This window comes from Methanobacterium sp., assembly GCF_016217785.1.
GTDB lineage: Archaea > Methanobacteriota > Methanobacteria > Methanobacteriales > Methanobacteriaceae > Methanobacterium.
On sequence record NZ_JACRGA010000023.1, the window covers coordinates 74941 to 87430 of the forward strand.

13 protein-coding genes are annotated in these 12490 nt (G+C 37.6%); 7 read left to right on the forward strand and 6 right to left on the reverse strand.

Annotated elements, in window-relative coordinates:
• Nucleotides 1-503 precede the first annotated feature (503 nt).
• Both HY987_RS09110 and HY987_RS09115 read left to right on the forward strand, forming a co-directional pair.
• A complete protein-coding gene (locus tag HY987_RS09110) occupies nt 504-1115 on the forward strand; it encodes a TetR/AcrR family transcriptional regulator (RefSeq protein ID WP_292757786.1) in 612 nt (203 codons plus the stop codon).
• A gap of 35 nt (nt 1116-1150) precedes the next feature.
• Nucleotides 1151-1735: a hypothetical protein gene (locus HY987_RS09115; protein WP_292757788.1), complete on the forward strand. Its 585-nt coding sequence runs from the start codon at nt 1151-1153 to the stop codon at nt 1733-1735.
• Between the two features lie 49 nt (nt 1736-1784).
• On the opposite strand, the gene HY987_RS09120 is transcribed toward HY987_RS09115, so the two are convergent.
• Together HY987_RS09120 and HY987_RS09125 are read right to left on the reverse strand one after the other, a co-directional pair.
• Nucleotides 1785-2243 carry an HIT family protein gene (locus HY987_RS09120; RefSeq protein WP_292757790.1) on the reverse strand — a complete coding sequence of 153 codons (459 nt, stop codon included), beginning with the start codon at nt 2241-2243 and terminating at the stop codon, nt 1785-1787.
• Nucleotides 2244-2352: 109 nt separating this feature from the next.
• Nucleotides 2353-3099: a ZIP family zinc transporter gene (locus HY987_RS09125; protein ID WP_292757792.1), complete on the reverse strand. Its 747-nt coding sequence runs from the start codon at nt 3097-3099 to the stop codon at nt 2353-2355.
• A 313-nt stretch (nt 3100-3412) separates the two neighbouring features.
• Here HY987_RS09125 and HY987_RS09130 point away from each other — a divergent pair, with 313 nt between their 5' ends.
• Nucleotides 3413-4771: an MFS transporter gene (locus tag HY987_RS09130; RefSeq protein ID WP_292757794.1), complete on the forward strand. Its 1359-nt coding sequence runs from the start codon at nt 3413-3415 to the stop codon at nt 4769-4771.
• A 338-nt stretch (nt 4772-5109) separates the two neighbouring features.
• Nucleotides 5110-5571: a hypothetical protein gene (locus tag HY987_RS09135; RefSeq protein WP_292757796.1), complete on the forward strand. Its 462-nt coding sequence runs from the start codon at nt 5110-5112 to the stop codon at nt 5569-5571.
• 99 nt (nt 5572-5670) lie between these two features.
• Here the strand turns inward: HY987_RS09135 and HY987_RS09140 are convergent, their stop codons facing one another.
• Nucleotides 5671-5952 (reverse strand): hypothetical protein, encoded by a 282-nt coding sequence (locus tag HY987_RS09140; RefSeq protein ID WP_292757798.1) that lies wholly within the window; start codon nt 5950-5952, stop codon nt 5671-5673.
• Nucleotides 5953-6115: 163 nt separating this feature from the next.
• On the reverse strand, nt 6116-7549 hold the full coding sequence (locus tag HY987_RS09145; RefSeq protein WP_292757800.1) for a M48 family metallopeptidase: 1434 nt from the start codon (nt 7547-7549) through the stop codon (nt 6116-6118).
• Nucleotides 7550-7881: 332 nt separating this feature from the next.
• Here HY987_RS09145 and nucS point away from each other — a divergent pair, with 332 nt between their 5' ends.
• Both nucS and HY987_RS09155 read left to right on the forward strand, forming a co-directional pair.
• Nucleotides 7882-8649, forward strand: coding sequence for an endonuclease NucS (nucS, locus tag HY987_RS09150; RefSeq protein ID WP_292757802.1), 768 nt, complete (start codon nt 7882-7884; stop codon nt 8647-8649).
• Between the two features lie 259 nt (nt 8650-8908).
• Nucleotides 8909-9166, forward strand: coding sequence for a hypothetical protein (locus HY987_RS09155; RefSeq protein WP_292757804.1), 258 nt, complete (start codon nt 8909-8911; stop codon nt 9164-9166).
• A gap of 97 nt (nt 9167-9263) precedes the next feature.
• On the opposite strand, the gene HY987_RS09160 is transcribed toward HY987_RS09155, so the two are convergent.
• Entirely contained in the window at nt 9264-10415 is a 1152-nt protein-coding gene (locus HY987_RS09160; protein ID WP_292757806.1) for a VWA domain-containing protein, read from the reverse strand.
• A gap of 28 nt (nt 10416-10443) precedes the next feature.
• A complete protein-coding gene (locus HY987_RS09165) occupies nt 10444-11172 on the reverse strand; it encodes a MoxR family ATPase (protein WP_292757876.1) in 729 nt (242 codons plus the stop codon).
• Nucleotides 11173-11591: 419 nt separating this feature from the next.
• On the opposite strand from HY987_RS09165, the gene HY987_RS09170 reads away from it, so the two are divergent.
• The gene (locus HY987_RS09170; RefSeq protein ID WP_292757809.1) at nt 11592-12449 is read left to right on the forward strand and encodes a hypothetical protein; all 858 of its coding nucleotides are present in this window, start codon (nt 11592-11594) and stop codon (nt 12447-12449) included.
• Nucleotides 12450-12490 lie beyond the last annotated feature (41 nt).

The window sequence follows — 12490 nt, forward strand, 5'->3', positions numbered from 1 at the left end:
TATTCATGTTTTCTATAATTTTCGTTGGTCCTTTTTTTTCTTAGTTTACGCATTTTAAGTTCTTCTTTATCGATTTTATCTTTCTTTTTCATCCAAATACATCTCCATATTTTTTTGAAAAAATTACCCTATTTAGTATTCTTCATTATCCTGAAGAGAGTACTTCTATGGTCAAAAAAAGTTCGATTATAACTATTAAATAATCTAAATTCCTTAAATTTTAATGAATTAAAAAAGAATAAGTAAACACTTGGCAGCGATTTAACAAGAAATCACCAATAATACGAATGATTTTTTTTAACTAATGATAAATTATTATTTAGAAATATATATTTTTCTATTTGGCTGTGGTTGTATAAGTAATATTAGACCATAAGGTCTAGACCACATGGTTTATATGTTATGGTGATCTACATTTAAGCAGACATTTACTATGATGGAAACAATGGGATGTTATTTTATTAAAACACCATTTGATTTTAAAAATCTTTGAAGTTGATTTCATGAAGAAAAAATCATTTGAAAGGAAAAAAGAGCTACTGGATGCAGCATTAAATGAGTTCACAATGAAAAACTATGAAAATGCATCTTTAAATACCATCATTAAAAATGCAGGCATCAGCAAAGGTACTTTTTATTACCACTTCCAGGATAAACAGGCACTTTACTTATATCTACTTGAAAATGCTAATAAAGCCAAGTGGGAGTTTATGAATAGGCAAATTAAAGAAAATAACACTGATTTTCAGGAAAAGGATATTTTTGAAGGATTTAAAATTCAGGCACAACTGGGAATGGAATTTGCAACTCTTTTTCCCAAATACCACCGGCTTAGCATGATGTTTGCCAATGAAAAGGACAATCAAATCTATGAAGATGCTAAGAGAGTTTTAGGACTTACCGCAGAAGTCATGATGGATGAAATGGTGCAAAAAGCGATAAAAAACGGAGACTTTGATAGTAGATTTTCTAAGGATTTTATATTGAAAGTAATGAATTTTTTATTTCTGAATTTTAACGAGATATTTGGCACGGAAGAAGATTTTAAACTGGAAAAAATGGTTCAAAATCTCAATAACTACGTTGATTTCATGAAAAATGGACTTGGTAAATAAATTCCAGTAATTCGTGATATTAGGAGGGGTTATTAATGATAAATAATATTGAAATAAGAAAATATGATAAAGTTATAGCCATAATTTTTGGGCTTTTTACTCTGGCCATTATTATGGCAATGACCAATAAAGATTTTTTTAGCTGGGCCTGGGCCCGCCATCATAACATTTTAAGCTGGTATATAAGGCCCTTATTTCTAATACCTTTTTGTTATTTTGCATATAAAAGAAGCTGGGCTGGTATTTCAGCCACGATTTTCTTACTAATATCCAGCATGTTCTGGTTCCTAGAACCGGGAATGGCTAGTGAACAAGTAAATCAATTCCTACAAGTAGAAATAGATTATTTGAATGCCCCATGGGGGATTGGCAAAATATTAATGACCCTAATTGTGCCAATTTCATTATTTGCACTGGGAGCTGCTTTCTGGAAGCGTAACTTACTTTTTGGAATATCAGTGATTGTATTTATAGCTCTTGCTAAAATTCTCTGGAGTGTGGTATTCGGTGGGGAATCAGGAATGTCAATATTGGCCCCTGCAATTATTGGCTTAATAATTTGTGTTATTTTAATATATTTCGGATTCAGAAGGTCAGAGAAAAATAACAAAGATCAATGAATTAGTATAGTAATTATTCTTAAGTATTTGAATAATTCTCTTATTAAAATTAAATAAATTCTCTGATTTTATCCGCTATTTTATCACGAACATCTGGGGATATATTTTTTGGTGGTCTAGGACGCATATAGCCAAAATGAGGATCCTCAAAGGTGTGACCCGCAAAGTTTACAGGATGCCTGTAACGGGGAATGAAATGCCAGTGTAAGTGTGGTTCTGGTTTTCCTTCCAGGTAAAAAGTGTTCATGAGACAACCCCAGTTAAAGAGAGTGGCATCAAATGCAGTTTTAACTGCCCGTTCCATACTTTCCAGGAGCAAAATAAAATCATCCCATTCTTCCTTTGAAAGTCCGGTTAAAGTTTTATGGTCCCGTTTTAATGCCACCACACAGGTGGCCAGATTACTCTGATTGGGAGCCAGAAACACAATCCAGTGATCAGTCTCTACAAGTGGATCTCCAAAGTTATAATCAACCAGTTTCTCACAGTAAGGACACTCAATACTCATATAACATTCTCCCACTAAATATTTCTACAAAAATTATTCTACAAATTTTATGATTCCTACTAATTTATTATACTCCCCTGATTTTAATAATAATTTCCTACATTTTTTCTTACAATTTGGAAAGTATGAATGAAATGGAAAAACCAATTACAGTCACCATCCCTGCCAGGTTATGGGTTTGGGAAAAGGCCTCAGGTATCATGGTATCAACCAGCATGGCCAGAATACCTCCTGCTGCAACAGCCAGGGTAACCGCAGTCACCTGGACCGGTAACTGGCTGAAAATAGAGTAGCCCGCCAGTGAAGATAAAGCAGTTACTATGGTTATGGCCAGCCATAAAGAGAAAACTTTGCTTACTTTCCATCCTTCTTTTTTCATTCCAGCTGAACTGGAAAGACCTTCCGGAATGTTGGATAGGAATATAGCAACGACAGTGGCAGTACTAACTGCCCCGCCACCGATCATGGTTAAGCCAATGGCTATTGATTCTGGAATACCATCAATGACAGATCCTGCTGCAATGGCCATGGCACCGTTATCTGTATCATCATCTGCAGGTTTAACTGATCTTTTCCGGTGTTTGGCTCCTTTACGGGCCAGGTAAATGTTAGTGAGGGTGAAAATGGTTGCACCTAACAGAAATCCCGCTACTAAATGAGCTGGTCCTCCCAGGGCATAGGCTTCATCCAGGAGTTCGAAGGACACTGCTGACATTAGAACACCAGATCCAAAGGCCATTATAGTGGCCACCCAGTGTTGTGGGATCTTAAAAAAGTAGCCAAAAAAAGCCCCTAAAAGAAGAGCAGATCCAGCAACAAAACCCCATATCCCTGCTATTATCATACTTGAAAACAAAGGATCACCATAAAATCTTCATAAATTACCTAATAGGCTAATATGTTAATCTAAGAGGAGTATACATTAACCTAAGAAGGACTATACATCAATCAAGATACTAACACATTAATCATCTAAACAATGTATTTTATATACATATAATTATATTTAAGCACCAAAGATTTTTCCTCAAAAAACATCTGCAAAATTTCTTTAGGTGAGTTTTGCAGTGCCAATAACTAAATATCGCGTTTAAGAAATTAATGTATATAAAATCAAAGAATCTGTTGGAATAATAATGGCTTCAAATTCTCAAGGGGAATTAGTATCGGTGGAAAGATGTGCACTGGTCCTGGTGGTTATTGGATCATTCCTAATACCATTTATGGGATCTTCCCTCAGCTTGGCCCTTCCCCTAATTCAGAATGAACTTTCCGTTAGCATACTTCTCTTAGGATGGATTCCCACAGCATTTGTACTGGCCAACGCAGCCCTAGTCTTACCCTTCGGAAAACTGGCAGACATTCACGGCCGGAAAAAAATTTTCACCTATGGATTGGTCATCTATACAGTGGCATCATTACTGGCATCATTTTCAGATTCAGGGATCATATTGGTGTTTTTCAGCTTTCTGCAGGGAGTGGGCTGTGCAATGATCTTTGCCACTGGAATTGCCCTTCTAATATCCATCTTCCCCCAGAAACGAAGGGGGCAAGTTTTGGGGATTAACATCACTGCCGTATATATAGGATTGTTTATTGGACCTCTTCTGGGTGGTTTTCTGGCCCAAAATTTAGGATGGAGAAGTATATTCTTTATTAACGTCCCTATAGGGCTATTTGCCATAACTTTGATCCTGGCCAGATTCAGAGGTGAGTGGAAAGGCTCCCCTGGTGAAAAATTTGATTTAATCGGGTCAGTTATTTATGTCCTCTCACTCTCCGCATTAATGTATGGATTTTCAACCTTCTACGACCTTTCAGGGAAAATTATCCTTTTAGCCGGTGCCATTGGAATGGGTATCTTTTTTAAGGAACTTAAAGGTTCTAATAACCCACTGATACTTTTGAAAATATTTAAAAACCGATTAACCAGTTTTTCAGGATTTTCCCTCTTACTGGTAACCATCGCTACCACAGCAATGTGGACACTTCTTAGTTTATACCTTCAGGACCTGCGTGGACTGGATACTCTGACCACTGCACTTATCCTGGCAGTGCAACCACTTGCCGTAGCTTTATTATCCCCTCTGGTGGGATACATTGCTGATAACAATGATAATCGGAGTATCAACATCATAGGGGCTGTTGTGAGTACTATTGGGCTTCTTATCCTGGCATTGTTAGATGGAAATACCTCTTTAATCCTGGTTGTGGTGGGGTTAGTACTGGTGGGTGTAGGTTTGGGATTGTTTTCCACACCCACCAATCGAAACTTCCTGGGATCTTTAACCCGGAAGAACTATGGTGTTGGTTCAGCCTCAATTTCCACCCTGGTATTTATTGGTCAGACCATGAGCCTGGGAATTTTGTTACTGATTCTAACCGGATTCATGGGTAACGTGGAGATAGCACCCTCAAATTTCTCTGTATTCCTAGAAGGACTTCATGTATCTTTCTATTTCTTTGCAGCTTTCTGTGCAGTGGGGGCAGTTGTTGCCTATGCTGTGCGGGGAGAATTATCAACATAAAATCTCTTGGGGGACTGTTTTCCTAGGAGATTCAACTATATATAATTCCCTAAACTGTATAGATTCCCTAAACTGTATAAAATTTCTATAAACCTATATAGAATTCCATAATAGATTTTAGGCCAAAAAAATTCTAGACAAAAAAATAATTAATGGGACTAACTAAATAATATTCTTAATAGCAGTAATCTAAAATATTCATAAATACAGTAATTATCTAAAATTATTTCCAGAACTTATCTAATCAATAGAAAATAAAATTCACTACACATTAAACTACACATTAAAAAATATGTGATTGTAATTTATATGAATATTAATTTTAGAAGAGTGATATTTTGAAAGATACAAGTAATGGTGAAGATAAGGGAAATGGGGAAGATTTTCTTCAAAAATTGTTGAAAGGAAAGGAACCAAAAACATCTGAATTTATCGGAGCTATTGTTGTTAATATTATCCTCTTATACATTGTAAACAACCTGCTTTCCTGGAATTTGAGCTTTATAGCCTCATCCTTCCAGGATGTTTTGTGGATATTTAATCTCTCCATAACTGCCACAATTATTGGCAATGTGCTCTTTTTAATCTATCATCCAGGATGGTTTAGAAGTTTAATCCGGATAATATTAAATATTTTTGGATTTATGGTTGCTTACTATTTATATACCGTATTCCCATTTATATTTAGCAATAATCTGGTTACATTATTCGTAAAATTTGCCATTATAGTAGCAATGGTTGTAATGGTGATTGTAACCATTTTTGAAATCGTTAAATTCATTTTAAGAATTATAAAATAACTATTAATCAATAAAAACAATCATCCAAACTTATTTTATCCCTATTTTTACTATTTTTTTTATTAATCCAATGATCATTTATTAATCCAATATTGAAAATCATTTAACAATCTCTTCATTTAATAATTTCCTCATCCAGTATTCAACTTCAAGTTTAGTGGCCTTAAGGAGTTCTTCTAATGGTTCATCTTCCCATGGCTCTGCAATACTGAGAAAACTCTTGAAATATAGGATATCGTCTTTTATTTCTATTTGAAAATCCTCCACTTCCTTAAGAGCATCATGATCTATTCGGGATAATTCATCTTTTGTGAGAATGACCTTCATTCGCACTTTCCAATCCTGATCTGATTTTTCCAGAAAGTCCACGTCAACCTGCATTACTATACCTCCTGAGAATTTTTATAACATAAAATTACCCTTTATACTTCCATAATATTTCTGATAAATCTCGCTAAATGACTCCAATTAATAAAAATATTCGGTAAATAATTCCTATTAATAAATATTCGATAATTAACTCCAGTTAAATACAGGAACATTTTTACAAACCAAGTGTACGTTTGAAACCGTTAACCACGTCCTTAGCAGACTTTAGAAGGGGATTTTTAACCTTTACCGGTGTTTTCATACTCTCCAGCCGATCAATACGGAAGTAGATGGGTGGATGGGGATCGAAGTTTATCCATGAGGGTAATCTGGTGGGTGAAATCCTTTCGGCATGGAGACGCTGGTAACCGATTTTACGCAGTGCACTGGCTAAGACCTGGGGTTGCCCTATTTTCATGGCGGATAAAAGATCAGCCCTGGTTTCAAAGAACTTGGCCACAAAGAAAATAAACCCTAACGCAACAATCAGGTAAATTAAGGGAGATATGACAACTAATGGGAATAATAGGGTGAATCTGAGGATGAACTCTGCAGATATTATGCTGAAGAGGACTATTGGGTCTCTACCTGATAGGTGGCCCATTTCATGGCCGATCACGGATAGTATTTCATCTTCCTCAAGTTGGACCAGAAGTCCGGTGGTGATGAGAACCAGCCCCCGGTTTGGACTGGGACCTGTGGCAGCAGCATTGGGGATCATGGTGTTACTCAAGGCAACCTTAGGCATGGTGATGTTGAACTTGCTGGCAGCTTCTTCAACTATTCTGTAAACATCAATCACCCGGGAAACCTTCAAATCGGACTGGCAGTGGAAACCATATTCCCTGAATATATCCTCTCCCAACTCACAGGTAGGCTCCCTACCCACAGCAAGGCTTTTCTGGTAAATTTTCTCCTTCATTTTAATAATACTGTCCTTACCGAATTTTTCCTGGAATTTCTGGAACTCCTCCAGGGGTAGCTGGTATTCAATGATATGTACCTGTGGATTTTCTGGGGTGATCTTCCAGTCACTGGTACGCAGCAATAGCTGGTCAGACAAAAGAACAATGACCAGTTGAAATACCAGTATACCAATAATTGCCAGGAATATACCCAGTAAAAGGAAAAGAAGAATGTTAACTCCGAAAAAGAGTATATAAATCATTATCATATTGCTTCCGAACATGCGGAAAGATGCCTTCTTACGCCTGGTGGGAGGTGCCTCAGGTATAATTTCCTCTCCCTCCACCCAGGCAAAGTAAAGGGTGGCCTGGCGAATGGCATCCTCAAAGGCCTGGATTGCAATAAAAAGCTCCTCTTCCAGGAGATCTATTTTAGGAGCGATGTCAAATTCAGGAGGAATAGAAACTGTAACGATTTTTACAAGAAATGGGTTAGCAGCCTGAATTTCCACTCTAACTTCCCATTCCTCTTCACTACTGACAACAGTATAACTTAAAACTCCAGTATCACCTAACATTCTTTTGGAAATATTTTTGAATGAATCAGGTTGGGGTAGGAGATAGAAATCACGTAAAAAATCCAGTGTTTCTTCCAGGTGCCCTGAAGAGAGTTCAGTGTCAATAATGAAACTTTTTTCCAACATTCAGCTCCTCATTGGATTAAAAAATCTCATAAAAATTTTTATTATTCATTTATAACAATTTTCAGCAATTATCATAAGGGGTTTTTAATCTTATTATATATCTTTAATTTTAATAAATTGAACGGTGAACAATACCCATAATAAATTATACATTAAATATTGTTTCATCGTCCCGGTGGATTTTTTTCTATATTTATTTTAAAAATTTCCATTTCTTATAAAAATTCCCTAATTCTGTTAAAAAAGTACTTACAATATGCTAATTATTAATTATAGTGCTTATATTATGATAACAGTGAAATATTTCTAATATAAGCTCTGAAATTCATATCATGAAACTGGTGGAAGAAAAAAACCCGGACACCCAACGGGTACTGGAGATTATTAATGAAGGATTATCAAAAAGAGCGGTTATCACTATCATGGCTTCCTGCCGTGTTTATTACGATGGAAGGGCTGTGAGCCGCCTGGAATTAGGAGACAGGATCATTCTTATTAAATCAGATGGCTCATTCATAATCCACCAGGACCGAAACCTGGAACCAGTAAACTGGCAACCACCCAAAACTAAAGTCACTGTGGACACCTATCAGGGGATGGTTAAAATAAGGGGTATCAGGAGAAGCCCCTCTGAATCACTGGAGGTTGAAATCCTTCAAACCCACCTTGTATCATATTTCATAGGTGAAGATGTGGAAAGCCTTGAACTAGCCGGTTATGAGGCAAATATGGGAGACCTTATATTCAAAGACCCGGAAGTTATTGAAAAAGGGTTCCGCCCCACGTCTCGTGAATACCACACTCCCCAGGGATTTATCGACATACTGGGGAAGGATAACCAGGGAAATATCACTATCCTTGAATTGAAAAGTAGGAAAGCAGGTGTTAATGCAGTTAAACAGTTAAGAAGGTACGTTGATTGTTTCAGCGACCATAAAGACGCGGTTAGGGGGGTGTTGGTTGCTCCTTCCATCACGGATGATGCTCGGGAGTTACTGGAAGAACAGAAAATGGAATTCAAGGAACTGGAACCTCCACGGGAACTGGGAACTGATAAGGTAGTCACCCTGGAAAAGTTCTTTGGAAGAAGCAGTTCCTGAACCAATTAAGGAGTAAATAATCTCCTGATTTATTATTTTAATCTAATTTTAACTTTTTTTAAACTCTTAATTTTAATTTATTTACTTATTCTAACTTATTTAACATATATTTTAACTTATAACTCATTTTAACTTATTTCACCTTGAATTTTAACTTTTTTAAGTCTTAATTATATTTTTACTCTAATTTCTACTCTTAATTTCAACTCCCTGAAAATTTATTATCAATACCCAAGAGATAAATAAATCAGTGATTTTTATGGAAAAACAGGATCAAAAACTGGAAGACTGGCAAGTGGTGTGCCGTAATATCAAGTGCAAACATCACTATGACATACCATCGGACTGGCCCCTAGAATGGAAGGTTAGAAAATTCCGTGGAGTATGTGGTCATGGTGAGGACACAGCCTTCCCAGAACTCCTAAAACCAGTTAAATGTCCCGAATGTGGGGAAAAAAGTTACAGAGTAATTCGCAGATATTTCCAGAGTAAAACTGATAATCTCTGTTCAATTTAGATTAAAAATCTATTTTTGTTATGTTGAATGAAATTTAATAGGTTTATTTTATAAAACTTCCCATCTTAGAATATTCCTTTTTATTTCAATCCTTTCCCTAAATATCCTTCACTAGATCTGCTAGTTGATTAAGATTCCGCACCTCATGGATGGTGGCTCCTGCATCACGGTAATGGGAAACACAGCTATCCACAACATCCCATTTTTTAGGATCCTCAGGATTAAACACCATCACCTTCCTGCATTTACGACTCATTTTTTCCACCAAGTGGGCACTCTGGGGTATGCCATCAACCTTGGGACCGGCCCAGTCCCGGCAATCAGTGAGAATCATCAGGGTGGAGCGGCGGTTGAGCTGGACACTGTCCAGGAATGATTCGAAGGCCTGGTACATGTTACTGGTCCCATGAATCATCAGTTTTTTCTGCCTGATATCACGTACTTTGATAAAAGCATCCATCATACTGGGTTCTGTCATGGCACTGGTGGTTTCCACAGTCCTGTGGTCAAAGTCAAACACTCTCACTCTTCTGAAAGAGTTCTGGGCAGCGTAAATGAGACAGAAAAACCAGTTACTGATCCAGTCACAGGAACCACTTACATCATTCAGGAAGAAGTGATGGTTCTTATTCATACGGGGCTTGCTTTTAACCAGATCAATGAGTGCCCCGCCATTTTGAAGATTTTTACGGATGGTACGTCTGATGTCCGGACGCATAATGCGAGCCTGGCGCTGGCGTCTGCTACGGACCATGGCGATTTTTTTACCCATCTTCTGACATAACAGGAAAAGTTCCGGTTCAAAGGAAGTCAGGGTGTTAATATCCCTACTGAGAAGTTCTGATTCATCTGGTGTTTTTTTGTAATCATCAACGGGAGGATGATAATTAAATTCATCAGAACTTATTTCATGTGCCTTAGAATCCTTATTATTATCTTCCTGATGATGTATTGTCCATTTCTGGGATTTTTTAGTGGACCATACATTCTTTTTTGGTGATGGGGATGTTCCATCAGCTCCATCCTCATCTGTGTCGGCAGTAACCCCTCCAAAGAACTCATCAAAAATCTGGTTAAATGATTCCCTCTGTTTCTGTTCTTTGACATATACTGCTGCCAAGGCTTCCCTAAAAAGAGGATCATCCTCATTAATTAGCTTAGAAACTTCCGCACCCGTATGAGTACTTCTGATACTAACTGGGATCCCCTTTTCCCTCAGTAAACCTGAGAAGGTTACAATTTTATCCATAAAATTTCACTCGGCAATTATAATTGGGTTATTTGAATATCCTGGTATCAACTTTTTTCCGGTCTTCTTCTGACTTTAAAACCACTCGAACAGTTTTTTCTAGGGACTCATCACTGGCATCCCTATCTCCAGTGGCCAGGAGCGTTCGAACCCAGTCAACGGTAGCCCTGATTGATGGTATTTTCACCAAGTCCAGTTTCCTTATACTCTGGATAAGTCCCACCACCTTCTCCACCAGTTCATGGGGTGCATCGGGAACCAGTGACTTAACGATCTCAATTTCTCTTTCTAAGGTGGGGTAATCAATATAGAGGAAAAGGCACCGATCCCGGGTTTCATCCAGTAACATTCTCTGTGAATTGGAGGTTAAAACTACCAGAAGATCGTTTTTAAGGGTGAATGTTCCCAGATCATTTACGGTGATTTCTTTTTCTCCCAGAGCCTGGAGTAAGAAGCTTTCCACCTCTTCATCTGCCTTGTCAATTTCATCAATGAGCATTACCGCTGGATTAGGATTAATGAATGCCTGGAGTAATGGTCTTTTAATGAAGAACTCCTCACTAAATACATCCTTATCTGGTTCTTTCAGGCGGGACATCTCCAGGTGCAACAATTGTTTCTGGTAATTCCACTCCCCCACCATCTGTTCAAAGGTTATTCCTTCATAACACTGCACTCTGAAAAAATCCCTCCCCAGGGCCCGTGCCATGGCTTTAGCAAGCTCTGTTTTCCCGGTTCCAGGAGGTCCCTCTACCAGGATAGGTTTTCCCAGTTCAAGGGAGAGAAAGAGGATGGTAATGATGTTATCATCAGGGATGTAACTGGCCTCAGTCAGGGCGTTTTTAATATATTCAGTGTCAAAAATAGTATTCTTGGTTAGATCAGATTTTTTGGGTTTGATATGGAAAACCTCCCATTAACTATTGGTAAATTATAAATCTTGTTAAATCATATCCCCTTATTAGAATAATTTCATTCACATTTATCTGCCATTAATATATAACACATGTTACATAAAAAATGAACCTTCTGAATGTAACCAGATTTAACACTTTATCTAAATTGTAACCAAAACACTTTTCAAACTCCAAATAGTTTTATTGGGAAATCAGTAATAACATTACTCTGATGGAAAAAGCTTAAATGGCTTATAATTTAAAATAGTTATTGATTTATATGCCTTACTTAATTTGCCAGAATTGTGGTGGCTATTACGAGCTGGATGATGATGAATCCCCGGAAGACTTTGATAGTTGCCGTTGTGGGGGTAAGCTAGTCTACGCAGAACACCTAGACTCCAAACCCCGAATGAGCAGAAAAAAGTTTTACGGTGCTTTATCAGTTATTTTTATTTTAACAATCATGGCTGCAGGGTATATTATCATTTTCATGGATCCCTTCAATGAAATCTCTGCATCAAATCCATCAGTTATAGCCACTGATTACAGGGGAACAGTGAGTAAAGAGGTCATCACTGCATCCAATGCCTCATCTAATGATACCTCCAATAAAAAGACCATCGCTGTAATTACTGGCATGCACCCTCGTGAGAAGCTTTCCATCCGAAGTATTTCCGATGTGGTTAACCAGTACAGTTTATCTTCAAACCAGGCCATTGTCCATTACGTGGTTAACGTCACCAATAATCCTGAAAATTATGCAACTGGACGAGCTAATGGGGAAGAACTGGTATCCAAGTATGTTATTTCAGATATAAAGAAATCCGATATAGATGTGGTAATCATATGCCATGACCATGCTCCGGGTTATGGTAAGGGATATTACGTGGCTACCCCTAAAATGGACTCACCTTCAGTGGCTTTAGGGGATGTGGTTGAGAAAAACCTGGCTGAATTCACCTATTACCGGGCTAGTTCCAATTCCGAGCATGGTTCATCCACCCTAACAGTTTCCAATCCATTGGCCTCTGCAGGTTTCCGCACACTGGTCTATGAAATACCAGAATGGGCATCTTACAATCAGGCTTACCAAGAAAGCAAAAAACTCATTGCCACCTGTTTCCAGGCCATTTAATATTAATTAAGGATATTTACCAATAAAAAAAATATTCTTAC

Excerpts from the sequence above, each read along its gene's own strand:
- HY987_RS09110 (WP_292757786.1), top strand. The coding sequence starts at position 504 with ATGAAGAAAAAATCATTTGAAAGGAAAAAAGAGCTACTGGATGCAGCA.
- HY987_RS09115 (WP_292757788.1), top strand. The coding sequence starts at position 1,151 with ATGATAAATAATATTGAAATAAGAAAATATGATAAAGTTATAGCCATA.
- HY987_RS09120 (WP_292757790.1), bottom strand. The coding sequence starts at position 2,243 with ATGAGTATTGAGTGTCCTTACTGTGAGAAACTGGTTGATTATAACTTT.
- HY987_RS09140 (WP_292757798.1), bottom strand. The coding sequence starts at position 5,952 with ATGCAGGTTGACGTGGACTTTCTGGAAAAATCAGATCAGGATTGGAAA.
- HY987_RS09145 (WP_292757800.1), bottom strand. The coding sequence starts at position 7,549 with ATGTTGGAAAAAAGTTTCATTATTGACACTGAACTCTCTTCAGGGCAC.
- nucS (WP_292757802.1), top strand. The coding sequence starts at position 7,882 with ATGAAACTGGTGGAAGAAAAAAACCCGGACACCCAACGGGTACTGGAG.
- HY987_RS09155 (WP_292757804.1), top strand. The coding sequence starts at position 8,909 with ATGGAAAAACAGGATCAAAAACTGGAAGACTGGCAAGTGGTGTGCCGT.
- HY987_RS09160 (WP_292757806.1), bottom strand. The coding sequence starts at position 10,415 with ATGGATAAAATTGTAACCTTCTCAGGTTTACTGAGGGAAAAGGGGATC.
- HY987_RS09170 (WP_292757809.1), top strand. The coding sequence starts at position 11,592 with ATGCCTTACTTAATTTGCCAGAATTGTGGTGGCTATTACGAGCTGGAT.